Annotated in this window: 19 protein-coding genes; 7 read left to right on the plus strand and 12 right to left on the minus strand. The window is 74.5% G+C overall.

The genetic code is table 11. The annotated features are described in order from the left end of the window. Window positions 1-39: 39 nt before the first annotated feature. The 3 genes from AB0C87_RS11220 to AB0C87_RS11230 all read right to left on the minus strand — a co-directional run bounded on the left by AB0C87_RS11220 (window position 40) and on the right by AB0C87_RS11230 (window position 3,976). The gene (locus AB0C87_RS11220) at window positions 40-2,721 is read right to left on the minus strand and encodes an AAA family ATPase (RefSeq protein WP_360577327.1); all 2,682 of its coding nucleotides are present in this window, start codon (window positions 2,719-2,721) and stop codon (window positions 40-42) included. Between the two features lie 143 nt (window positions 2,722-2,864). Further along, window positions 2,865-3,083, minus strand: a complete 219-nt coding sequence (locus AB0C87_RS11225) for a hypothetical protein (protein ID WP_360350864.1) — start codon at window positions 3,081-3,083, stop codon at window positions 2,865-2,867. 128 nt (window positions 3,084-3,211) lie between these two features. After that, window positions 3,212-3,976: an NIPSNAP family protein gene (locus AB0C87_RS11230; RefSeq protein ID WP_360577242.1), complete on the minus strand. Its 765-nt coding sequence runs from the start codon at window positions 3,974-3,976 to the stop codon at window positions 3,212-3,214. 114 nt (window positions 3,977-4,090) lie between these two features. Between AB0C87_RS11230 and AB0C87_RS11235 the strand changes: the two genes are divergently transcribed. Together AB0C87_RS11235 and AB0C87_RS11240 are read left to right on the plus strand one after the other, a co-directional pair. Beyond that, window positions 4,091-5,062: a helix-turn-helix domain-containing protein gene (locus AB0C87_RS11235; RefSeq protein ID WP_345181537.1), complete on the plus strand. Its 972-nt coding sequence runs from the start codon at window positions 4,091-4,093 to the stop codon at window positions 5,060-5,062. 55 nt (window positions 5,063-5,117) lie between these two features. Then, window positions 5,118-5,576, plus strand: a complete 459-nt coding sequence (locus AB0C87_RS11240; RefSeq protein WP_353835388.1) for an SRPBCC domain-containing protein — start codon at window positions 5,118-5,120, stop codon at window positions 5,574-5,576. Window positions 5,577-5,588: 12 nt separating this feature from the next. Here the strand turns inward: AB0C87_RS11240 and AB0C87_RS11245 are convergent, their stop codons facing one another. Further along, window positions 5,589-7,106 carry an MFS transporter gene (locus tag AB0C87_RS11245; protein WP_360577243.1) on the minus strand — a complete coding sequence of 506 codons (1,518 nt, stop codon included), beginning with the start codon at window positions 7,104-7,106 and terminating at the stop codon, window positions 5,589-5,591. A gap of 103 nt (window positions 7,107-7,209) precedes the next feature. Here AB0C87_RS11245 and AB0C87_RS11250 point away from each other — a divergent pair, with 103 nt between their 5' ends. Next, entirely contained in the window at window positions 7,210-8,067 is an 858-nt protein-coding gene (locus AB0C87_RS11250) for a helix-turn-helix transcriptional regulator (RefSeq protein ID WP_360577244.1), read from the plus strand. Here the strand turns inward: AB0C87_RS11250 and AB0C87_RS11255 are convergent. Genes AB0C87_RS11255 through AB0C87_RS11270 form a run of 4 tightly spaced genes read right to left on the minus strand, consistent with a single transcriptional unit; the run spans window position 8,056 to window position 11,965 of the window. Then, window positions 8,056-8,964: an ROK family protein gene (locus AB0C87_RS11255; protein WP_360577245.1), complete on the minus strand. Its 909-nt coding sequence runs from the start codon at window positions 8,962-8,964 to the stop codon at window positions 8,056-8,058. The genes AB0C87_RS11250 and AB0C87_RS11255 overlap by 12 nt on opposite strands. Continuing rightward, complete coding sequence (locus AB0C87_RS11260) at window positions 8,961-9,776, minus strand: carbohydrate ABC transporter permease (protein ID WP_345181524.1); 816 nt, start codon at window positions 9,774-9,776, stop codon at window positions 8,961-8,963. Before AB0C87_RS11260 ends, AB0C87_RS11255 begins: the two co-directional genes overlap by 4 nt. Next, entirely contained in the window at window positions 9,773-10,717 is a 945-nt protein-coding gene (locus AB0C87_RS11265; protein ID WP_353835385.1) for an ABC transporter permease subunit, read from the minus strand. The genes AB0C87_RS11260 and AB0C87_RS11265 overlap by 4 nt, the downstream gene beginning before the upstream one ends. Beyond that, window positions 10,718-11,965: an extracellular solute-binding protein gene (locus AB0C87_RS11270; RefSeq protein ID WP_345181517.1), complete on the minus strand. Its 1,248-nt coding sequence runs from the start codon at window positions 11,963-11,965 to the stop codon at window positions 10,718-10,720. It abuts the gene before it with no gap. 368 nt (window positions 11,966-12,333) lie between these two features. On the opposite strand from AB0C87_RS11270, the gene AB0C87_RS11275 reads away from it, so the two are divergent. Then, window positions 12,334-13,137, plus strand: coding sequence for an SRPBCC family protein (locus tag AB0C87_RS11275; RefSeq protein ID WP_345181513.1), 804 nt, complete (start codon window positions 12,334-12,336; stop codon window positions 13,135-13,137). An 11-nt stretch (window positions 13,138-13,148) separates the two neighbouring features. Beyond that, a complete protein-coding gene (locus AB0C87_RS11280) occupies window positions 13,149-14,315 on the plus strand; it encodes an SRPBCC family protein (protein ID WP_353835384.1) in 1,167 nt (388 codons plus the stop codon). Between the two features lie 17 nt (window positions 14,316-14,332). On the opposite strand, the gene AB0C87_RS11285 is transcribed toward AB0C87_RS11280, so the two are convergent. After that, complete coding sequence (locus tag AB0C87_RS11285; protein WP_360577246.1) at window positions 14,333-17,098, minus strand: LuxR family transcriptional regulator; 2,766 nt, start codon at window positions 17,096-17,098, stop codon at window positions 14,333-14,335. Between the two features lie 275 nt (window positions 17,099-17,373). On the opposite strand from AB0C87_RS11285, the gene AB0C87_RS11290 reads away from it, so the two are divergent. After that, window positions 17,374-18,630, plus strand: coding sequence for a helix-turn-helix domain-containing protein (locus tag AB0C87_RS11290; RefSeq protein ID WP_345182679.1), 1,257 nt, complete (start codon window positions 17,374-17,376; stop codon window positions 18,628-18,630). Window positions 18,631-18,652: 22 nt separating this feature from the next. Here AB0C87_RS11290 and AB0C87_RS11295 read toward each other — a convergent pair whose 3' ends face one another. Continuing rightward, window positions 18,653-19,492: a dienelactone hydrolase family protein gene (locus AB0C87_RS11295; RefSeq protein ID WP_345182687.1), complete on the minus strand. Its 840-nt coding sequence runs from the start codon at window positions 19,490-19,492 to the stop codon at window positions 18,653-18,655. Between the two features lie 99 nt (window positions 19,493-19,591). Then, window positions 19,592-19,786 (minus strand): hypothetical protein, encoded by a 195-nt coding sequence (locus tag AB0C87_RS11300; protein ID WP_360577247.1) that lies wholly within the window; start codon window positions 19,784-19,786, stop codon window positions 19,592-19,594. A gap of 126 nt (window positions 19,787-19,912) precedes the next feature. Here AB0C87_RS11300 and AB0C87_RS11305 point away from each other — a divergent pair, with 126 nt between their 5' ends. Continuing rightward, window positions 19,913-21,988 (plus strand): histidine kinase, encoded by a 2,076-nt coding sequence (locus tag AB0C87_RS11305; protein WP_360577248.1) that lies wholly within the window; start codon window positions 19,913-19,915, stop codon window positions 21,986-21,988. On the opposite strand, the gene AB0C87_RS11310 is transcribed toward AB0C87_RS11305, so the two are convergent. Next, entirely contained in the window at window positions 21,985-22,590 is a 606-nt protein-coding gene (locus AB0C87_RS11310) for a response regulator (protein ID WP_353833594.1), read from the minus strand. The two genes, AB0C87_RS11305 and AB0C87_RS11310, sit on opposite strands and share 4 nt — an antisense overlap. Window positions 22,591-22,663: the final 73 nt, after the last annotated feature.

The following is a 22,663-nucleotide window of genomic DNA, read 5'->3' on the forward strand; positions in this document are numbered from 1 at the left end:
GGGGAAGGCGGTCCCCGCGGGCGCGGCGGCAGGCCTAAGTCATGTGTCCGATACCAGCCGGGCCAGCTCCACGCGGCGGGTGACGCCGATCTTCGGGTACGCCTTGTAGAGGTGGTGCCCGACCGTGCGGGGGCTGAGGTAGAGCTGCGCGCCGATCTCCCGGTTGCTGAGCCCGGCGGCGGCGAGCCGCACGACCTGGAGCTCCTGCGGGGTCAGCCGTTTCAGGGGGTCGGCGTCCCCGGACCGCGCCGCCGGACGGTCCCCGAGGACCTCCAGCTCCGCGCGGGCGCGCTCGGCCCAGCACTCGGCGCCGAGCCGGGTGAACGCCTCCCGCGCCGCGGTCAGCTCCTCCCGGGCCTCGGGGCGGCGGCGCCGGCGGCGCAGCCACTCGCCGTACAGCAGCCGGGTCCGCGCGGCGTCGTAGGCGCGGTCGCCGTGCAGGCCGAGGGCGGCGCGATAGTGCTCGCCGGCCTCGTCCCCGGTGGCGAGCAGGGCGCGGCAGCGGGAGATCAGGGCCGTGCTCGACGTGGCCGCCGCCCACGCCTCGAACGCGGGAAGGTGGGCGCGGGCCAGGTCCGGGCGCCCGGCGCGCACCGCCGCCTCCGCGTGGTCCGGGACGGCGCGGATCAGCACGTCGTGCCGGGACGGGCCCGAGCACACCGCGTCCAGCCGCTCCAGGGCGGCTCCGGCGTTCCCCTCGGCGAGGTCGAGCAGCCCGAGGCCCCAGGACGCGAGCGCGGTGTTGGTCGGGTGCAGGTCGGAGTGCTTGAGGACGCCCGCCGCCAGGGCCCGGCTGCGGACGGCGTCCGACTCCAGCCGCACCACGATGCACCGCAGCGCGGTCACCTGCGTGTCCATGCCGATGTCGGCGGCCAGCGACATGCCCTCGGCCGCCGCCGCGTCCGCGCCGCGCAGGTCGCCGAGCAGCACCCGCCCGATCGCGAGGGCCTCCAGGATGTAGGGGAGCCAGCCGAGCGCGCCGCGGGCCCTGGCCTGCGCGGCCATCCGCTCCAGCAGCCCGGTGGCGCCGCGGTCGTCGGCCACGAGCAGGCCCATGAACCCGCCGATGACGAGTTCGACGGCCTCCTCGACCTCGCCGCTCCGCGCGGCCTCGAAGAGGGCCCGCATCGGGGGGACGGCCCCTGGCACGCCGTCCGCGAGCCGACCGTAGGCGATCAGCGCGGCGGTCACCGGCGCCTTCGGTGAGCCGTCCGGCAGCCGCACCGTCCCGAGCAGCTCGACGCTGCGCCGCACCAGGTCGTGGGCGCCCGCGTCCCGTGCGGCCCAGACGGCCTCCGTCAGCATGGCGACCGCCTGCTCGGGATCGCTCCCGGCGATGAGCGCCGCGCCCCGCAGCGCCAGCTCGGCGTCGGCGGCGGGCGAGGTGCGCTCGTAGGCGACCTGGGCGCGGATGAAGGTGGCCTCCGCGACGACCCCGTCCTCGGCGCTGAGGTGCTCGGCCTCCTCGGCGAGGCGGGCGGCCTGGTCGGGCCGGCCGGCGTCGTAGGAGGCCCGCGCCGCGTGGACGAGCCGCCGGGCCTTGCCCTCCGGCTCGGTGCTGAGCCGCGCGGCGCGCTCGTAGGCGGTGGCGACGGCGGCCGTCCCGCCGCGCAGCTCGGCGCGGTGCGCGACCCGTTCGAGCTCGGCGGCGACGCGCTCGTCGGGGCCGGTCGCGGCCGCCGCCAAGTGCCAGGCGCGCCGGTCGGCGTGCTCGTCTCCGGGCAGCACGCTCGCCAGGGCGCCGTGCACGTCGATCCGCCGGTGGTGCGCCGCGTCCTGGTAGGTGACGGCGCGGATGAGCGGGTGGCGGAACCGCACCTCACCACCGTCCAGGACCACGAGCCCGGCCTCCTCGGCGGGCCCGAGGTCGGCGGGCGTCAGGCCGAGCGCGTCCCCGGCGCGCAGCACGATGCCGAGGTCGGCGGTGCCGTCGGCGGCGACCACCAGGAGCAGCCGGCGTGTGGCGTCCGGCAGCTCGGCCAGCCGGCGCCGGAACGTCTCCTGCACCCGGCCGCCCACCGGCAGCGGCCCGGCGGGGCGGGCGGGCCGCGACCGCAGGGCGTTCCCCAGTTCGATCAGCGCGAGCGGGTTGCCGGCCGCCTCGTCCAGCAGGCGCTCGCGCACCGGCACGGTCAGCCCGGGGGCGTGCGCCATCACCAGGTCCTCGGCGGCCCCGCGGTCCAGGCCGGTCAGCCGCAGCACCTCCAGCCCGCGGTCGGGGAAGGGGCGGGCGCCGTCCCGGGCCGTGAAGATCATGGAGATGGGGTCGGCGCCGAGCCTGCGGGCGGCGAACAGCAGGGCGTCCAGCGACGCGGTGTCCAGCCACTGCGCGTCGTCGACCAGGCACACCAGGGGGCGGTCGGCGGCCAGCTCCGACAGCAGCGTGAGCGTGGCCGCGCCGATCAGGAAGCGGTCGCCCGCCGGGCCCGCGCCGAGGCCGAACGCCGACCGCAGCGCCGCCGCCTGCTGCTCGGGCAGGGCGTCGAACCGGTCGCCGTAGGGGTGCAGCATCAGATGCAGCCCGCCGAACGCGAGCTCGCTCTCGGACTCGACGCCGATCCCGCGGAGGACCCGCATGTCCCCGGCGGCCGCCGCGACCTGTTCGACCAGGGCCGTCTTGCCGATCCCCGCCTCGCCCTGGACCACCACGGTCCTGCTCCGCCCGGCGCGGGCGTCCCTGAGCAGCCCGGTGAGGTGGTCGAGCTCGCGGTCTCGCCCCATGAACACGCCGAGAACACTACAAGCCGGACCGCCCGCCCACCGGCCGGTGCGTCCACGACACAAAAAAGACGGGAAGAGGCCCTGGGGACGGTGGTGCTCCCCAGGGCCTCGGAAGTTGCTCTCAGAGTGTCAGGAGGCGCGGATCACTGCTTCCGCGCCGCCTCCACCTGCGCCTTGATCTCGGCGGCGGACTGGCTGCCGCTCACCGTCGTGATCGTGTGGTGGTCGCCGTTGTGGCCGGACTGGACGTCGACCTTGCCGGTCGGCGACAGCTCCGCCTGGTTCTTGAGCATGTTCGCGTTGTTGTCACCCATGCCTTGCGTCGGGTTGTCGAAACGCTGCGGGTTCTTCTGCTCGGCCATCTCAGTGTCCTTGTTGATTGGCGTGTTGGGTGACCTCCGTGCTGCCACCCCTGCGAGTGATCGTTGCCGGGGGGACCGCCGCTGTCAAGGCGCGCAAATCGGACGAGGTGTTCCGGGTGCGGGACGGCTCAGCGGAGTGCGGAGCGGGCGGTGGGGGCCAGGGTCAGCCGTTCCGGTGGCGCCGCGGAGTCCGCGGCGAGGGCGGGCAGGAGCCGCTCGGTCCACTCCGGTGACCGGGCCAGCCGGTCGAGGTGGTCGCGCAGGTGAGCGGCGTTCTCGAAGACCGCGAACCAGACGAAGACGTTCTCGCCCGTCCGCACGGGGAGGAGGGGAAAGGTGTTCTCGGCCGGTTCGGTCTGGAAGCGGGCGACGGGAGCGGCGCCGAGACCGGCCATGAACGGTGCGATCGTGGCGTCGAAGTGCGCCGCGAACGCGGCGTCGACGGGTGCTCCGCGATGCAGGATCGTCGCCATGACCCGGGACTCGGGAGGCGCCGCTCCGACCGGCGGCCGCCCGTCCGCGGGCGGGAAGCCGGAGCCGGGCCCCACCGGCCGCAGCAGCAGGACGTCGTCGGAGTCGACCATGGTGGCGGCGGCGGCCATGCCGTGCTCCCTCCACGCCGCGCCCTCCAGGTAGAAGGCGGTGAGCGCCGCCTTCCGCGCCTCCATGCCGGGGAAGCCGCGCAGCCACACGTACCGGTCCGGGTCGGCCTCGTCGTGGAACTGCCCGATGACGCGCATCCCGGCGGCCTCCTGGGTCTCGACGAACTCGCGGTCGAAGAGATCGGTCAGGACGGGCCGGGCCCCGGGCCGGAGGGTGTACTGCCGCAGTTCGACGACGGAGCAGCGGAGGTCCGCCGCGGGGGCCGGCGCGGCGCCGGGGGCCTCGGACATGGCTCGTTTCCTTCGTTCGGGAGGGGCGGGCCTCCACGGTCGCAGCCCGGCGCGGCGGCCACGAGTGGCTGATCTGCCGACATGCGCACGCTTTCTGCCATAAGTTGGGCGGCTATGACGCGCGCCTCCGTCGCCCTCGTCCTGCTCGACGACATGCCGTTCTTCGAGGTCGGGATCGCCTGCCAGGTCTTCCGCTCGGCGCGGGCCGACCCGGACGTCCCGTGGTACGGCCTGCGGCTGTGCTCGACCGAGCCGGGGGACGTGCACCTGGAGTTCGGCTTCACCCTCGGCGCGGGGCACGGGCTCGACGGCCTGGCCGGCGCCGACATGGTGGTCGTCCCCGCGCTGCCGTACGCCCACGTGGAGTCCGACCGCCCGGTGCCGCCCGGGCTGACCGCCGCGCTCGCGTCCGCGCACCGCGCCGGCGCGCGGATCGTGTCGCTGTGCACCGGCGCGTTCGCCCTCGCCGCCGCCGGAATCCTGGACGGACGGTCCGCCGCCACCCACTGGATGTTCGCCGGCACGTTGCAGCGCCGGTACCCGCGGGTCCGGGTGGACGCCTCGGTGCTCTACGTGGACGAGGGGGACGTGCTCAGCAGCGCCGGACGCACCGCCGGGCTCGACCTGTGCCTGCACATCGTCCGCCGTGACCTCGGCGCGGACGTCGCCAACCAGGTCGCCCGGCGCATGGTGGTCCCGGCGCACCGCCCCGGCGGCCAGGCCCAGTACGTCGAGCTCGCCGTGCCCCGCACCGACGGGGACGGGCTGGGCCCGGTCCTGCAGTGGGCCGCCGCGCGCCTGGACGAGCCGCTGACCGTCACGGACCTCACCCGGCGGGCGCGGATGAGCCCGCGGACGTTCGCCCGCCGCTTCACCGCCCACACCGGGACCACCCCGTCCCGGTGGCTCCTCGACCAGCGCCTCGGCCGCGCCCGCGCCCTGCTCGAATCCACCGACCTGCCCGTCGACCAGGTGAGCCGCCGCAGCGGCCTGGGCTCGGCCGCGAACCTGCGGCGCCATTTCACCCGGCACGTCGGCGTCCCGCCGACCGACTACCGGCGCGCCTTCCGCGCCCGCCGCCCCTGAACCGGCCGCCCGGCTCGCCACGTGTCCTGACACACCCTGCGGATAGGGTCGGCGCATGTACTCGACGCGGGTGTCGCGGCACGTGAAAGCCCGTCCTTCGGACGTCTACCGGGCGCTCGTCGACGCGGACGCGATCAGGAGATGGCGGGTGCCGGACGGCATGACCGGCGAGGTGCACGAGTTCGACGCCCGCGAGGGCGGCGCGTTCCGGATCTCGCTCACCTACGACGCGCCGACCGGCGCCGGCAAGTCGTCGGCGCGCACCGACACCTACCACGGGCGGTTCGCGGAGCTCGTGCCCGGCGAGCGCGTGGTCGAGGTGTTCGAGTTCGAGACCGGCGATCCCGCCTTCCAGGGCGAGATGACGATGACCACGACGCTCACCGAGGTCGATGGGGGCACGGAGGTTCTCGTCGTGCACGAGGGCATGCCCGACGCGGTGCCCGCCGCCGACAACGAGACCGGCACGCGAATGGCCCTGGACAACCTCGCTAGGCTCGTCGAAGCGGACTAGGGCCGGCCTGGCTCAGCGCGCCTCCCTCTCCGCGAGATCGGCGGGCGCGCCTGGGGAGGGCGACGAATTGCTCTTGCTCTGTCTGGGCAGCCAGCGAGATGCGAGCACGCCGAGGACGACGTGCAGGAGGCTCGCCACGGCGACCGCCGCGTGCAGTCCGACGACGAAGGCGGACTTCGCATCGTCGGCCTGAGTGGCCGTCAGTTCCGGGATCTGGAGTGTCTCGCCGAGGGTCGGGGCGAAGGCCGGGCCCTGGAGCCGGAAGACGAGTGCGGCGAGCGAGCCGAGGAGCGCGATGCCGAGGGCGTTGCCGATCTCGTTGCTGGTCTCGGCGATGGCTCCGGCCGCGCCGGCGCGCTCCGGCGGGACCGCGCCGACGGCGGTGTCCGCGACGAGGGCGAAGGAGAGGCCGTAGCCGAGTCCCGCGACGACGGTGGAGGCGATGTACCAGCCGGCGCCACCGTGGACGGTGGTGGGGAGCAGGAGCAGCAGCCCGGCGGCGATGGAGAGATGGCAGACGAGCAGGGTGGTGCGTTTGCCGATGCGGTCGACCACGGCCGGCGTGATGATGCAGGTGAGGGTGAGCACCGCGGCTCCGGGTAGTGCGAGCAGGGCGGCGTGCAGGACCGCAAGGCCCAGGACCGACTGGAGGTAGACGCCCGCCAGGTAGGCGGTCGCGGACCATGCCGCCAGGGGCAGCAGCCCGGTGACGATCGCGACGGTGAAGGTGCGGTCACCGAACAGGGAGAAATCCATCAGTGGATGTCGCAGGCGCCGCTGCCGGGTCGCGAACCACACCAGAAGCACCGCTCCGGTCAGGGCCGCCAGGACGGGGAGGAGCGAGAGACCTTCGGCCGCGACGCGCTTCAGCGCGTAGATCGCGAGCAGCAGGCCGGCAGCGGAGGTCACGACGCTGGTGACGTCGACGCGGCCGGGCCGAGTCGCGCGGACCTCACCGAGCAGGACCGGCGCGAGGACCAGGAACACGGCGACGACGGGCAGGTTGACCAAGAAGACCGATCCCCACCAGAAGCTCTCCAGCAGCACGCCACCGAGGACCGGGCCGATGGCGAAGCCGGCGGCGAACGCGGCCGCGAAGATTCCGATGGCCTGTGCGCGGCGCCGCGGGTCGGCGAACAGCTCGCTCACCACCGCCAGGGCGGAGGGGAGCAGGGTGGCCCCGGCGACGCCCATCAGCGCACGAGCGGCGATGAGCAGTCCCGCGTCGGGGACGAACGCCGCGGCCGCGGACGCCAGCCCGAAGACCGCCGTGCCGATCATGAGGAGCCGCAGCCTGCCGTATCGGTCGCCGAGGTCGCCGAACGCGATGAGCAGGGATCCGACGGCGAAGCCGTAGACGTCCAGGATCCACAGGGCCTGCTCGGCCGTCGGCGCCAGTGCTCCGCTGATCCGGGGCATCGCCAGGAAGAGGATCGACCCGTCCATCGAGACCAGCAGTACCGGCCCCAGGACGACAAGGAGACCAAGCCAGGCCCGTGCACCCGGCGTACTCGCGTGCTGTTGATACATGTCGTCCACGCTCAGGGCCGCCGCGTCGGACGGCCATCCCCTTGCTCTGGGTAGACCCAGCAGGTGCACCCACGCCCGCCGCGGCGTGCATACGCTCCATGGCGTGGAGAGCCTGGGAACGTTCCTGAAGAACCGGCGTGATGGAATCACCCCGGCCGAGATCGGACTGCACACCTACGGCACCTCTCGGCGGGTCCCGGGGTTGCGTCGCGAGGAACTGGCCCAGCTCGCCGGAGTCAGCCCCGGGTACTACACCCGGTTGGAGCAGGGACAGGCGGAAACAGCTTCGGACCAAGTGCTCAATGCCCTGGCAAGGGTGCTGCGACTCGACGAGGTGGAGACCGCGCACTTGCGCAATCTCGCTCGGCAGTCCACCGCCCCCGGACTGTCGGACCCCGGCCGGGAGGAGCCCCACAGGCGCGTTCTGGCTCTCCTCGCCACGCTCGGCGACGCGACCCCGGCGCTCGTGCTGGGCCGGCGAGGAGACGTGCTCGCGTGGAACCGCGCCGGCCACGCGCTGTTCGCCGAGCACATCGACTTCGACGCGCCGGACGCGCCGGATCGGCGTCCCTCGATCCCGCGGATGTTCTTCCTCGACCCGCTCACCCGGAGCCTCCATCGCAACTGGGACGAACTCGCACGCGTCCACGTCGCCTACCTGCGGCTCACCGCGGGCCGTTTCCCGACCGACGCCCGGCTGGCCGAACTCATCGGCGAACTCACCATGCGCAGCGACGAGTTCGCGGCCATGTGGGCGACCGGTGAGGTCGCCGACTGCACTGTGGGGGACATGCACCTGCAGCACCCCACCGTCGGGGCCGCGAGCGTCGCCTACCAGGTCTGGCTCCAGCCCGACAGCCCCGACCACCGGCTGGAGATCTACACCCCGAACGACGCCGGCTCCGCCGACGCGCTGCGCCTCCTCACCCGGGACGCGCCGCACGCAGCGTCATCGCCCTAGCCGGTCCAGGGCGCGCCGGGCGAGGATCGCCGCGCCCCTGACGGCCGCTTGGTCGTCCAGCCGCGTGCGCAGCAGGCGCGGCGGGTCGCGGAACTTCAGGCGGGCGGCCAGGCGTGCTTCGAGGGGAGCCAGCAGGGTGTCCCCGGCGCGGGCGAGGCCGCCGCCGACGACCACCAGGCCCGGGTCCATCAGCAGGGTCGTCATCGCGAGGCCGTCGGCGAGGCAGTCGAGCGCCTCCGACCAGACCCGTCCGGCCTTCTCCTCGCCCCGCCCGGCCCGCGCGATCACCTCTTCGGCCGGGACGCCCTCGCCGTGGCGGCGGGAGATGGCGGCGGCGGACGCGTAGGTCTCCACGCACCCCCGGTTCCCGCAGGCGCAGGGCTCGCCGCCGGGACGGACGACGACGTGGCCGATCTCGCCGCTCCAGCCGACCGTCCCCGGGTAGGGGGCGCCGTCCAGGATCAGGGCGGCGGCGATGCCGGTCCCGACGGCCACGAAGACGAAGTCTCCCGCGCCGCGGCCCGCGCCCAGCACGGCCTCGGCCAGGCCGCCGGTGCGGACGTCGTGGCCGATCGCGACGGGGATGCCGAGGCGTTCGCGCGCCAGCCGCCGGATCGGCACGTCCCGCCACCCCACGTTGGCGGAGTGGACGGCCGTGCCCGACGCCTCGTCCACGATGCCGAGCAGGGCGATGCCGGCCGCGCGGGCGGGGGAGCCCAGGGACGCGGCGCGGGCGGCGAGATGGGCGGCGAAGTCGAGGACGCCCCCCACCGGGTCGGCCCGGTCGGTGGGCCGCGACTCGCTCGCTAGGATCTGCGGTTCCTCGCCGCCCGCGTCCTCGCCGAACAGGGCGGCCTTCATCGTGGTACCGCCCACGTCCAGGCCGATCAGGGTCATTTGACCGACCCCGCCGTCAGGCCGCCGATGAGGTAGCGCTCGATGAAGACGAACAGGATGACAACCGGAATGATCGCGATCAGCGAGGTGGCGAAGAGGTACTGCCAGTGCGCCTGGTACTGGGTCACGAAGGACGGGATCCCGACGGTGAGGGGGCGGCGGTCCGGGGACGCGGTGACGGTCAGCGCCACGATGTACTCGTTCCACGCCGCGATGAACGTGTAGACGATCGCGGTGACGACGCCCGGCATGGAGATGGGCAGGGTGACGCGGGTGAGGGCGCCGACGCGGCCCGCGCCGTCCAGGAAGGCGGCCTCCTCCAGCTCCTTCGGGATGCTGGAGAAGTAGCCGTGCAGGATCCAGATGCAGAACGGCAGGTTGAACGCCGCGTTCACCAGGATGAGCGACAGCAGCGTGTCGGTGAGGTCGAGCGCGACCATCTCCCGGTAGATGCCGATCACCAGGGCGGTCGGCGCGAACATCTGCGTGACCAGGACGAGCAGCAGGAACGCCCCGCGCCCCCGGAAGCGGTTGCGGGCCGTGTAGTACGCGGCGGGCATCGCGCAGGCGAGGGTGACCAGGGTCGCGGCCGCCGCGACGGTGAGGGAGACCCGCATGTACGTCCAGACGGGCGCGGCCGACCAGACGTCCACGAAGTTCGACCACGTCCAGTGCGAGGGCAGGTAGGTGCCCGGCGACCTGGTCAGCTCGCGCTCGGGCTTGAGCGCGGTGACGAACATCTGCAGGTAGGGCAGCAGGAACGCGAGGGCGACCAGCCAGCCGACGCCCGTGAGGACGATCCGGCGCGTCATCGGACCTCCTCCCGCCAGCGGGCGGCGCGCAGGTACAGCAGCACCATCACGAGGATCAGCGCGAAGTTCACGACCGCCATCGCGCCGGACTCGCCGACGTTCTGATCGTAGAACGCGAGTTTGTACATGAACGTGGTGGTGGTGTCGGTCTTGCTGCCGGGGCCGCCGCCCGTCATCGCCCAGATGATCGGGAACGAGTTGAAGACGTTGATCACGTTGATGATGGACGCGATGAGCACGGCGGGGCGCAGCAGCGGCAGCGTGATGGCGACGTAGGTGCGCACGGACCCGGCGCCGTCGACGCGGGCCGCCTCGTACACGTCGGCGGGGATCGTCTGGAGCCCGGCGAGGATGACGAACGAGGTGAACGGCAGCGACACGAAGACCGCCACCCACATCATCCACAGCATCGCCTGCCCCGGGTGGGCCAGCCAGTTCACCGGCTCGTCGATCACGTGCAGGTCGAGCAGCACGCGGTTGACCAGGCCGGAGTAGTTGTCCAGCATCCACTTCCAGATCAGCGACGTCATCAGCACCGACGCCGCCCACGGGACGATGACGGCCCAGCGCACGACGCGGCGGCCGGGGAAGCGGGCGTTCAGCAGCTGGCCGAGGGCGAGCGAGAGCACCATCGTGACGACGACGACTCCGGCGACCCACAGCAGCGTCCGCAGCACGACCGGGACGAGGTCGTCCTCACCGAACAGGTCGGTGTAGTTGCCGCCGCCCCGGTAGCCGAGCGTGACGCCGGACGAGCTGATCTTCTGCAGCGAGGTGCGGACCATCTCGATGACGGGCCACAGCACCACGATCGCGATGAGCGCGAGGGACGGGGCGAGCCACGGCAGCGGTGCCAGGGCGCGTCCGGTCCGCCGGAGGAGGGAGGGGCGGGGGGCCGTCGAGGCGGCGGCCCCCCGCTCTCCGGTCGGGGACTCCAGCACTCAGCCGGCCTTCTCCGCCGTCTCCTGGATCTTGTCCAGGATCTTCTTCGGGTCTTCGTTCGCGGCGGCGGTGCCGAGGTCCTGCTTGACCGCGCCCGCGACCGCCGACCACGCCGGGTTGGACGTCGGCGCGAACTTCGACGTCGGGAGCGCGTCCACGAACTGCTTCATGTACGGGTCGGCGCTGAGCGCGTCCCCGGCCGACTTCGTCACCGGGAGGAAGCCCTCGGTCTTGAGGAACTTCGAGGTGTTCTCCTTCTGGTAGAAGAAGTCGAGGAACTTCTTGACGGCCTCCTTGTTCTTGCCGCCGTCCTTCTTGAACGCGGCGAGGACGTCCATGACGCCGAGGGTGTTGTGCTCGGTGCCGCTCTTGCTCGGCAGCGGCGCGACGCCGAATTCCAGGTCCTTGTTCACCGGGTCGATGAATCCGGCCTTGGTGAACGGGCCGCCGATCGCCATGCCGATCTTGCCCTGCGCGAACTGGTTGAACACCGTCTTGCGGTCGGTGGTCTCCGGGTTCGGCTGGGTCAGCCCGGACTTGTTGAGGTCCTTGAGGAAGGCGAGGGTGTCGACGTTGGCCTTCTGGTTGATCGCCCATTTGCCGGACGCGTCGACCCAGCCGCCGCCGTTGTTCATCGCCCAGGAGTAGAACTCGGCCTGGGACTCCTCGGGGCCGAGCGGCAGCCCGTACCCGGTGGCGCCCGCCTTCTTGATCTTCTCGGCGTCGGCCCTGACCTCGTCCCAGGTGGCGGGCGGGTCGCTGATGCCGGCCTTCTTGAACAGGGCCTTGTTGTAGAAGAGCAGGCGGGCGCTGGAGATGAACGGCAGGCCGTACTGCGCGCCGTTGTACTGCGCCTGCTGGACGAAGGTCGGCGTGAAGTCGCCGAGCGTGCCCGGCGACAGCACCTCGTCCGCCTTGTAGATGAGGCCGTCGCGGGCGAAGTCGGAGAACGCGTTGTAGTTGAGGACGTCCGGAACCTGCTTGGTCTGGACGTAGGTCTTCACCTTGGCGTCCATCTGGGTCCAGTCGACCATCTCCAGGTTGACCTTGTAGCCCGAGTTCTTCGCCTCGAAGTCCTTGATCAGGGCGTCCCAGAAGGGTTTGGTGTTGTCGTCGTAGATCGCGGCGACGAACTTGATGGTCTTGCCGTCGGAGTCGCCTCCCGACGAGCTGCCCTTGCCGCAGCCGCTGACGCCGAGTGCCACGGTCAGGCCCGCGGCGACGACGCCCATGAGGTGCCGTTTCATCTGTCCCCGCCTTCTCCGGCTGTCGCGCATGAAAGATTCTGCGCGGTGTGAACGCCCCCCGAGCACAAACGCGCGTGGTGGGGAAGAAGATAAACACTGGTCCGTACCAGTTCAAGGGGCCCGTAAAGCACGAATCTCAACCGTTATGCGAGGTTTCGGAGACGCCGGTCTGGTCCGGTGTCCACGCTGGGCTGGTCTGGTCGCCCGTCAGGAGCGTCCGGGCGTTCGCTCCGGGGGCCTCGCGGGCCCCCGTCCTGGAGCGGCCAACCGCACCGCGATGTGTCGCATCTTGCCTGCGTCCTGTTTTGCCCCATCTTGACCGGGTAACCCGGCGCCGTACCCGAGTTGGACGATGAGGTGGACAGGACATGAAACTCCGGACGGGCCCGATCGCGGGCGCGGCCGTCGGCGCCGGCGGGGCGCTGGCCGCGCTCTCGGCGCGGCGCCTGGCACGCCGTGCCTCGGCCGGGCTCGTCACCCGGCTCGAACGGCGGCTCGACCGTGCGGTCCGGCACCTCACCGCGAAGGCGGAGCAGGCCGGCCCGCTCGCCAAGGCCGCACTGGCCGGGGTCAAGGCGCTGCAGGAGGGCAAGTCGCCCTTCCGCGCGCTGCTGAGCTTCGGCTGGACGGCCCTGAAGGAGACCCTCGCCGGCATCTTCGGCCGGGGGCGGAAGGGGAAGCTGACCAACATCGTCGAGCAGATCGACGTGGGGGCGCCGCGCCGGCTGGTCTACGACCAGTGGACGCGGTTCCAGGACTACCCGTCCTTCATGAAGAAGGTCGTCAGCGTCGACCAGGCCGACGACGCCAGGCTGAACTGGAAGGCGAAGATCTTCTGGTCGGCGCGGACGTGGGAGTCGACGATCAAGGAGCAGGTCCCCGACGAGCACATCGTGTGGCGCTCGAAGGGCCCGAAGGGCCACGCCCACGGGTCGGTCAGCTTCCACGAGCTGACCCCCGACCTGACCCGCGTCCTGCTCGTCCTGGAGTACCACCCCGTCGGCCTGTTCGAGCGGACGGGCAATCTCTGGCGGGCCCAGGGCCGCCGGACGCGGCTGGAACTGAAGCATTTCCGCCGTCACGTGATGACGCAGGCGCTCCTGCACCCCGACGAGGTGGAGGGCTGGCGCGGCGAGATCCGCGACGGCGAGACCGTCACCAACCCCAAGTGAGGAAGCGGAACATGGCACGCGCAAACCCGATGGGCAAGCTGCCCGTCGGCCAGATCGCCAAGAGGCTGCCGATCGGCGGGCGCAAGCGCTCGTCCGGTATCGGCGCCATCACCAAGGCCCTCCCGGGCGGCCGGGCCGTCGGCACCGCGGGCGGCGTCCTGCTCGGCGCCGGCGCGGCCGTCGCGGCGAGCCGGGCCATCGCCGGCAACCGCGCCGGGCGGGACTCCGACCAGGGCGACCAGGAGCAGGCGAAGGCCTCCGACGCCAAGAGCGACTCCAAGAACGGCGCGAAGGACGAGGCCGAGAACGCCGCCAAGAGCGACTCCAAGGACGAGGCCAAGGCCGGCGCCAAGGACGCCGACGGCAAGGACGAGCAGTCCGAGGGCAAGGGCAAGGGCATCTTCGGCAAGCTCAAGGACGTCCTGCCCGGCGGCAAGAAGGGCAAGGGCGGCAAGGGCGGCGGGAAGAAGGTGAAGGTCACCAACATCGTCGAGCACATCGACATCGGTGCGCCGTCCCGCCTCGTCTACGACCAGTGGACGCAGTTCCAGGACTACCCGTCCTTCATGAAGAAGGTCGTCAGCGTCGACCAGGCCGACGACACCAAGCTGAACTGGAAGGCCAAGATCTTCTGGTCGGCGCGCACGTGGGAGTCCACGATCGTCGAGCAGGTCCCCGACGAGCACATCGTGTGGCGCTCGAAGGGCCCGAAGGGCCACGTGGACGGGACGGTGAGCTTCCACGAGCTGTCGCCGAACCTGACCCGCGTCCTGGTCGTCCTGGAGTACCACCCGCAGGGCTTCATGGAGCGGACGGGCAACCTGTGGCGCGCCCAGGGCCGCCGCGCCCGGCTCGAACTGAAGCACTTCCGCCGGTACGTGATGACGAACTCGCTGACCCGCGCGGACGAGATCGAGGGCTGGCGCGGCGAGATCCGCGACAGCGAGGTCGTCCGGACGCACGAGGAGGCCATGGAGGAAGAGGAGAAGTCCGGTAAGGGCAGCGGCTCCGGCACCTCCGCGAAGGGCTCCGAGAGCGCCAAGGACTCCAAGGACTCGGAGACCAAGGGCTCCCGGAACGGCCGGAGCACGCGGAGCTCCTCCTCTTCCTCGTCCTCCTCGTCGTCCCGCAGCGGCAAGGCCGAGGACCGCGAGGAGGAGTACGAGCAGGCCCGCTGACCCGGCGGCCGGCCGGATCAGCGGATCAGCCGGGCCAGCTCGACGCGCGAGCGGATCCCGAGACGGGTGAAGACGTTGCGGAGATGGTGGTCGATCGTCCGCGGGCTGAGCAGCAGGCGCGCAGCGATCTCCCGGTTGGTGGCCCCCTCGGCGGCCATCCGGGCGATGTGCGCCTGCTGCGCGGTGAGCTTGCCGAACCCGCTCGCCGCCCGCGGCGCGGTCTCCCCGGCGGCGCGCAGCTCGGCGCGGGCCCGCCCCGTCCACGGGGCGGCGCCGTAGCGCTCGAACACGCGCAGCGCGGCGCGCAGGTGCTCGCGGGCGGCGCGGGGGCGTCGCCCGCGCCGCAGCCGGTGCCCGAACAGCAGCTCGGTGCGGGCCAGCTCGAACGCGGCGCCGGCGGCCTCGTGCAGGCGCAGGGCCTCGGTGAAGTGCTCCTCGGCCTCGTCGTCGCACCCGGCCAGCAGGCCCAGGCAGCGGCGGCCGAGCGCCTCCGGGCCGGGGGGCGAGCCGATCCCGTCCACCCAGCGGCGGAAGTGCCCGTAGGCCCCCGCGGCCGGGTCGTGCTCGCCGGTGCGGACCAGCGCCTCGACCAGGTGGGGGACGGACAGGAGCCGCGCCGGCGGGTGCGCGAGCCCGGCGCCGCCCGGCAGCCGCAGCCGCGCGGCCGCGTCGGCGGGCCGGTCCGCGGCGAGGTCGAGGCACGCGGGCGCCCACGATCCGAGGGCGGCCGCGCGGGCGAGGCCCCGCTCGTCGGCGGCGCCGGTGAGCTGGTCCAGCAGCTCGCGCGTCCTGGCCTCGTCGCCGTTGAAGGCGGCGGTGAGGGCCAGGGTGGCGAGCTGCTCCGTGGCGTGCCCGTGCAGGCGGGTGGCGCGGGCCAGGCGCAGGCCGTCGTGGCAGGCGGCGATCGGCGCGGGGGGATGCCCGAGGAGCGTCTCGCAGCGCCCGGCGGCCACCAGCGCGAACGACTCGGCGGGCGCGTCGCCGGACCGCCGGGCCGCCGCGACCGCCTCGGCCGCCAGCGCGCGGGCGCGGGAGCCGTCGCCGAGGGCGAGGGCCGACAGCGCCGCCCACGACCGCGCGTCCGGGTCCGCCGCGTCCGCGCCGAGGCGCACGGCGTGCCCGAGGCGTTCCGCCGCCTCCCGGTACCGGCCGCGGATCACGGCCGCGACGCCGCCGAGGTGGGCGAGCAGCAGCTCGGCGCGCGGACCGGGCGCGGCGGGCTCCAGCGCGCGGGCGCGCTCGGCGATCTCCAGGCGGGCGCGGTGGTCGCCGGACGCGTCGGCGGCCTCCGCGGCCCACACCAGCGCGTCCAGCGCTGACGCGGCGTCGGCTCCGGCGAGCCGCTCGGCCGCGTCGCGCAGCGCGGCGACCGCGGCCGCGGGGGAGCCCGCCGCCGTCTCGATCTCGCCGCGCAGGGCGGCGGCGCGGGCGATGCGGGGCCCGTCGCAGCCGCGCGGGCGGACCTGGCGGAGCATCGCGCGGGCCCGGCGCGACCGGCCGCTCGCCCAGGCGTCCCCGGCGGCGGCCAGGTACCGGTCCGTCCGCGCGCCGTGCTCGACGGTCAGGGTCGCGGCGCGCTGCCACATCCGCCAGGAGTCGGCGTACCGGCCCGCCCGCCGGGCCGCGTCCGCCGCCCCCGCGAGCTCGGCGGCGAGCCGGTCGTCGGGCTCGCCCGTCACGGCCGCGCGGTGCCAGAGCCGCCGCGGCCGCTGCCACTCCTGGGCCAGGACGCCGGCGAGCAGCGTGTGCGCGTCCCGCCGCTCCTCGCGGGTCGCGTCCGCCCACAGCGAGGACCGGACGAGCCGGTTGCGGACCGCGACCCCGTCGCCCTCGAACCGCAGCAGCCCCGACTCGCGGGCCGCGTCGAGGTCGCCGCCGCCGATGCCGTCCGCCCGGACGGCCCGCTCCATCGTCGCGGCGCCGAGCCACTCCTCCGCCACGGTCATCAGCACCAGGCGCCGCGCCCCGGAGGGCAGCGCGCGGTAGCGGCCCCGGTGCAGGGCGCGCAGGGAGCTGGACGGGGGCAGCGCCCGCGGCGGCGGCGCGGCGCCCGACAGCTGCCCCGACGTCAGGGCGCCGGCCAGCTCGCGGATCGCGAGGGGGCGGCCGCAGGCCAGGTCGACGATCTCCTCGGTCAGGTCGCCGCCCGCCGAGCCGTCCAGGCAGAGGTCGGGCGCCGTGCCGCCGAGCGCGTCGCGCAGCACGCGCCGGCTCGCGTCCTCGGCCAGCGGCGCGAGCCGCAGCCGCCGGATCCCGGCGAGCGCGCCCCCGTCCGGCTCGCCGTCGCGGACGGAGAACAGCACCGCCACGGGCTCGTCCTCGACGCGCCGCGCCGCGAACGCCAGCACCTCCAGCGAGCCCGCGTCGAGCCGGTGGACGTCGTCGGCCCAGCACAGCACGGGCCCCTTCCGCGCGGCCCGGCCCAGCAGCTCGCACACCGCCGTGAACAGCACGAACGGCGCGGCGCGGGGCGCGCCGGACAGGATCGCGGCGAGGGCGTCCCGGTGCGCCGGCGGCAGCTGGGCGACCTGTTCGGACAGGGGGCGCAGCAGCCGGTGCAGCCCCGCGTAGGGGACGCCGGTCTCGCCGGGCACCCCGGTCGTGCCGAGCGTGCGGAAGCCCGTGCCTGCGCCGCGCACGGCGGCCTCCAGGAGGGCCGTCCGGCCGATGCCGGCGTCCCCGGCGACGACCAGTGCGCCGCCGTGCCCGTCCCGGGCCCGGTCGAGCATCGCCGCGATCGTCCGAAGGTCGCGTTCGCGTCCGTGCAGCCGTTCGTGTGTCATGCCGGTCCCTCCTCGGCGGGAACCACCCTCGCCCGCGAGCCGTGGGAGGCCCTATTGGACGGGGTCTCAAAAAGGGAAGGGGACCCTAGGGCAACACGGGCGCCCGGCACCGGTCCAGAGCGGGCTCCGGTTTCGGGGACGCGGCGCAACGCGGAGCGGCGGCCGTTGTGACCGCGCACAGTGTCGGCGTCCCACGATGGCCCGTGCGCCCCCGTGGTGGCACGATGAGGCCCCCGCGTTGTGCGGGGCGCGCCCGTTGCTGGAGGTGGCCCGCGATGAACGTCGGCCAGGTGGACGCCGATCGCACGATCATGCGCAAGGCGGTGCTGCGGCTCGCGGACCGGCTGCCGGACCTCGCCGACCGGCTCACCGCCGAGATCCTCTCCGGTGACCGCGGCGACCGCGACGACGCCTTCCGCCACGACGTGTGGGAGATGTGCCACACCGGGCTCGGGCACGGCTTCAAGACGATCCTGGACCCGGGCCGCGGCCGCGCCGACCTGGAGTGGGCGCGGCGGCTCGGGCAGCGGCGCGCGCACCAGGGGCAGCCGCTCGACCAGCTGCTGCGCTCCTACCGGCTCGCCGGGCGGGTGTTCTGGGAGGCCGTCGTCGAGGTCGTCGGACGGCACGACCCGGAGAACGTCGCGGCGCTGATCCGGCAGGCGACCCGCACCTGGGACACGATCGACCAGCAGTCCGGCGCGGCGGCCGCCGCCTACCACCGCACGGAGCTGGACCTCGCGCGGCGCAGCGAGGAGCGCGTCCAGGCGATCGTGGACGCCCTCCTGGACGGCCAGGGCGCCGACGGCGGGCTGCTCGCGACCGCCACGTCCGTCCTCGGGCTGCCCGCGACCGGCCGCTACGCCGTGGTGATGCTCGGCGCGGAGGGCGGCTTCGGGGACGGGGTGAACCGGCGGCCGGGCGACACCGGCGGGATGCGGTTCATCTGGCGGCTGCGCACCGACGCGCAGGTGGCGCTGGTCGCGCTCGGCGCCGCGGAGCTCGACGACCTCGTCGACGCCGTGCGCCCCTACGCCCGGTCGCACGCCGGCGTGAGCCCGGTCGTCGGCAGCCTCGCCGAGCTGGGCGGCGCCCGCTGGTTCGCCGAGCTGGCGCTGCGGACGTGCCGCGGCCCCGGCAACCAGATCGCCCGCCTGGACCGCCGGCTCCCCGACGCGCTCGTGCTGTCCCAGCCCCGTCTCGCCGGGCGCCTCGGGGAGGTCGCGCTCGGCGGGCTCGGGGACGTCGACCCCGGGTTCCGCGACGCCCTGCTGACGACGCTGGAGACCTGGCTGGAGTGCGGCGGCTCGGCGGCCCGCGCGGCCGACCGGCTGTTCTGCCACCGCAACACCGTCCTGAACCGGCTCCGCAGGATCGAGCGGCTCACCGGGCGGACCCTCGCCCGGCCCGGCGACCTGGTCGAGCTCGTCCTCGCGCTGAGCGCGCTGCGGCTGCACGGCCCCGGGGACGGCGGGCCCGGCCCGAACGCCGAGGGGCCGCCCGCGCGGGGAGGCGGGCGGCCCGGCCGGTAGGGGGTCCGGTCGGCGACCGGGGTCAGGAGTTCGGGCAGGTGTCCCGGTACTCGGAGATGGTGAGGTCGCGCGAGGGCGCCGGGCACAGGAACTGGTCGTAGCGGGTGTCGTTGTCGATGTACCGCTTGAGCCAGGAGATGCTGTACTTCGCGATCGTCGTGTTCGAGGTGTTGGGCGCGAAGTGGCTGGCGCCCGCCAGCTCCAGGTACGCCTTCTCCGACGCCGCCGGGATGCTCTCGTAGAACGGCTGGGAGTGCGTGGCGACCGGCGCGACCGTGTCCGCCTGCGCGCCGATGATCATGGTGGGGACGCGCACGTCCGAGAAGTTCTTCTGCAGGTCCCACGGCGTCAGCGGGATCGCGGCCTGGAGCTGCGGCCGGTCCTCGGCGGCCTCCAGCGTCCCGCCGCCGCCCATCGAGTGGCCCATCACGCCGAGCCGGGTCGTGTCGATCCGGGTCCGGACGGTGCTGCGCTGCGTGAGGTAGTCGAGCGCGGCCTCCAGTTGCCGGGCGCGGCTGTCGGGCTGGTCGAGGCGGGTGAGGGTGTCGATCGTGAAGATGACGAAGCCCTGCGAGGCGAGTCGCGGCCCGAGCCAGGCCATGCTGGTCTGGTCGGCGGTGTAGCCGGGCGCCACCGCCACGGCGCCGAAGGTCCCCTCGGCGGTGCTCGTCGGGTAGTAGATCGTCCCGCCGCCGAAGCCGGTGACGCTCAGGGACGACACGCTCGTCTGGGACGTCGCGAACGGGCCGCGGAGGGCCTCGATGCTCTGCTGCGTCGGGGCGGGGCCGCGCTCGTAGGGGTTGTCGGCGGCCCGGGCGGTCTGGGGGACGGCGATGGCGGCCGCGGTCAGCGCCGCGGCCAGCGCCGTCTTCGCCGCGCGTGCGGTGAGGGTGGGCACGTCGGTTCGCTCCTGTTCCGGGGGGCGGAGCCGAGGGCGGCTCCGGAAACGGGGCGGGGCCGGTCACCCGGCTCCGGGACGCACATTCTCGGCCCGCGCCGCGTCCGCCGACATCGGCGAAATCACCGGCCATGCCGGGACGACCGCCCTGACCAGCCGGAAGAAGCCGAACGGCCGCAGCACGTCGTCGCGCCGCCACAGGTGCGCCGGGACGGCGTCCCGGACGGTCACGTTCTCGACGACCTCGTACCCTGGCACCCGCCGCCGTGGTCCGGACTCGCGGGCGCGGGCGGCGGGGACGGCGGCCCTCGGAACGGGAAGCAGGGGCCGGGAAGCGGGGGACGGGTGGCAGGGGCGGTACCGGCGGGGCCGCGGTCGGCACGGGTGATCGTCGGGGTGGTGCTCGCCTCGTTCGCCGCGGTGTACGCGCTGGCGGCGCCCTCGCGGACTGAGGGCGCCGCGCGGGCGGCCGCGGCGACCGCCCTCGTGCTGGTGGTCCTGCTGGCCCAGTTCGTCCAGGTCGTGCCGCGCTGGCGGCGATGGCGCGGCGGCTGGAGCCTGGCCGCGCAGGCGGCCGCCGCCTACGCGGGCGTCGTCGCGTTCGGGACGTCGGCTGGGATCCTCGGCTTCGTCGTCGGGTCGCTGCTGCTCGCGGGCGCCTGGCCGGCCGCCGCCTGCGTCCTGGCGAGCGCGGCGCTCGCGGACGCCCTGCGCGGCGGCGCGAGCGCCGACGTCACGATCAGCTGCCTGCTGACCGGGCTCGTCGTCTACGGGCTGGTGCGGCTGGCCGACCGGGCGGACGACGTCGCGGCGGCCCGGCTGCCCCTCACCGTGGCGGCCGTGGAACGGGAGCGGCTGCGGATCGCGGCGGAGCTGGACGGCGGGCTCGGCGACGGCCTGCGGGCGATCTCGGCCGGCAGCCGGCGCGCCCTCGACCGCCCGGAGTCCGTCGCGGACGTGCTGGCGGTGGCCAGGGAGTCGCTGAACAGGGCGCGCACGGCCGCGGCGGGGCTGCGGAGCATGTCGCTGGCCCCCGAGATGGCGGCGGCGCGGGCGCTGCTGGAGGCGGCGGACGTCCGGGCCGAGGTGCGCGAGGGCCACCGGGAGCCGCTCGGCCCGGCCGGGGCGCTGCTGGCGACGGTCCTGCGCGAGGCGGTGACGGACGTGGTGCGCGCCGGTTCCGCGCGGACCTGCCTGATCGCGACGTCGGAGCGGGGCGGCCTGGTCGGGCTGCGGGTGGTCAACGACGGCGTCCGCACGGCCGAGCGCGGCGCGGAGGGCCTGGAGCAGGCGGCGGAACGGGTGCGCGCGGCGGGCGGGACCTTCTCGGCCGGCCTGGACGGGGACGGCCGGTTCGCGGTGGAGGCCGCCGTCGCGGCGGGGGACCGCACCGTGAGCCTGCCCGACCGGGCGGCCTACCGGCTCTCGCTCGCGCTGCTGGCCGCGGTCCTGGCGGGGTTCTCCGTCAAGGGGCTGCTGCTGGTCCCGTGGGGGCCGCGGTGGCCGGCCGCCGCGGCGGGGCTGGCGCTGATCTCGGCGGTGGAGCTGCTCTGGGCCGGGCGCGGGCGGCCCCGGTGGTGGCCGCCGGTCCTGGCCGTCCTCTGCTTCGCCCCTCTCGCCGTCTTCGGGAAGGCGTGGCTGGGCGTCGCCGGGTTCCTCGCCGGGACGTTCCTGGTGGGGCTCCCCGCGTGGGCCGCCGTCCCGCTCGTGGCGGCGTCCATGGCGGTGACCGGCGCCGCCGCGCGGGCCCTCGGGCTCGGCGCGGCGGCCGTCGCCAACTACGTGGTCAGCACGCTGGTGACGGGCCTGGTGGTGTACGGGCTCGTCCGGCTGGCGCGGCTGGTGCGGGACCTGCGGGCGGCCGGGGACGAGCTGGCGAGGGCGGCGACCGTCCAGGAGCGGCTGCGGGCCGCCCGGGACCTGCACGACCTGCTCGGGCACAGCCTGGCGGCGATCCTGCTCAGGTGCGAGCTGGCCCGCCGGCTCGCCGGGGCGGACCCGGACCGCGCCCGCGCGGAACTCGCCGAGGTCGTCGCCATGGCCGAGCAGGCCCGCGCGGACCTGCGCACCGCGACCGGCGGGGACGCCGAACTCGCGCTGGACGGTGAGGCGGCGTCGGCGCGGTCGGTGCTCGCCGCCGCCGGGGTCGAGGTCGAGACCGTCCTCGGGCACCCGGTCCTGGACGGGCGCGTGTCGGCGGTGCTCGGCACGGTCCTGCGCGAGGCGGTGACCAACGTGCTCCGCCACAGCGCCGCCACCCGCTGCACCATCGCGACCGGGGAGGACGGCGCCGCCGTCTGGCTGGTCGTGGAGAACGACGGGCTCGACCCGGCGGCCCCCCGGACGGCGCCCGGCGCCGGCATCGGGAACCTGACCACGCGGCTCGCCTCGGCGGGCGGAACGCTCAGCGCGCGCGCCGACGGAAAGGGATGCTTCCGGCTGGAGGCGAGGATCGGCTAGAGCCAGCCCGCTTCGCGTGCGATGCGCGCGGCGTCGGTGCGGCTGCGGGCGTTGAGCTTGGTGACGGCGGCCGTCAGGTAGTTGCGCACCGTCCCGGCGGACAGGTGGAGCCGCCCGGCGATCTCCGGGGCCTCCGCGCCCTCCGCCGCGAGCCGCAGCACGTCGGTCTCGCGCGGGGTGAGCGGGTTGTCGGCGAGGTCCCAGGCGGTGAGCGCGAGGTTCGGGTCGAGGACCCGCTCCCCGGCGGCGACCTTCCGGATGCCGGCGGCCAGCTCGTCCGGCGGCGCCGTCTTCAGCAGGAAGCCGCGGACCCCCGCCGTCAGGGCGCGGCGCAGGTGGCCGGGCTTGCCGTGCCCGGTGAGCATCAGCGTCGCGGTGTCGGGGAGGGCCTCGCGCAGCGCCGCCGCGGCCGCGAGGCCGTCCAGGCCCGGCATGTCGATGTCCAGCACGGCGACGTCGGGACGGGTCGAGCGGGCCGCGGGCAGCACCTCGTCCCCGCGCTCGACCTCGGCCACCACGGTGAGGTCGGGTTCGAGCCCCAGCAGGGCGGCGAGGGCGCCGCGCACCACGTGGTGGTCGTCGGCGAGAAGCACCTTGATCACGGCATATGTCTACCAGCCGGCGCCGACCGCCCCGGACGGCGTCACGCCCGGACCCATGACGAGGTCACGGGTG

It is taken from the genome of Actinomadura sp. NPDC048021, from assembly GCF_040653135.1.
Lineage (GTDB): Bacteria > Actinomycetota > Actinomycetes > Streptosporangiales > Streptosporangiaceae > Spirillospora > Spirillospora verrucosospora.